The following is a 384-nucleotide window of genomic DNA, read 5'->3' as shown; positions in this document are numbered from 1 at the left end:
CGCGTCGGGCGTCGGCGAGTTCGGCGGGATGGGGCAGGGCGCCGTGAAACGGATCCGAATCGCCCAGTGTCGTGGGCATCCATTCGAAACCATCGGTATCGATGGTCCGCAGTGCTTCGGCCAGCGATCGAACGGCGACGACGCCGGCCGTTGTGGGCAGTGTTTCACCCAACCGGGAAAAGAAGCCGATTCCAGACATCCGCTGCAGCACGCTATCCATACCGGCATTGTAGTTCGACGCCATGCGTGGACGCCGCCGTCCACGTCCTGCGGCTACAGCAATTCCAGCACCAACCCCAGCACCGGCAGCGCGATCGCCAGAGGCGCAATCCACGTTGGACGATACGGATACAACCCGAACGACAGCGTCACGCCGGCCAGGGT

The 384-nt window shown here is 64.1% G+C and carries 2 pseudogenes; both read right to left on the bottom strand.

Features of this window, described 5'->3' with window-relative positions:
- Positions 1–244: pseudogene (locus tag A9K58_RS18855) on the bottom strand (hypothetical protein); the annotation flags it as partial.
- 29 nt (positions 245–273) lie between these two features.
- A pseudogene (locus tag A9K58_RS20145) lies at positions 274–384 on the bottom strand (DUF3325 domain-containing protein); the annotation flags it as partial.

Origin of the sequence: Stenotrophomonas maltophilia (genome assembly GCF_001676385.1) — a bacterium.
Taxonomy (GTDB): Bacteria; Pseudomonadota; Gammaproteobacteria; order Xanthomonadales; family Xanthomonadaceae; genus Stenotrophomonas; species Stenotrophomonas maltophilia_J.
The sequence above is the reverse complement of the archived record's forward strand: the minus strand, read 5'-3'. Positions and strand labels throughout refer to the sequence as shown.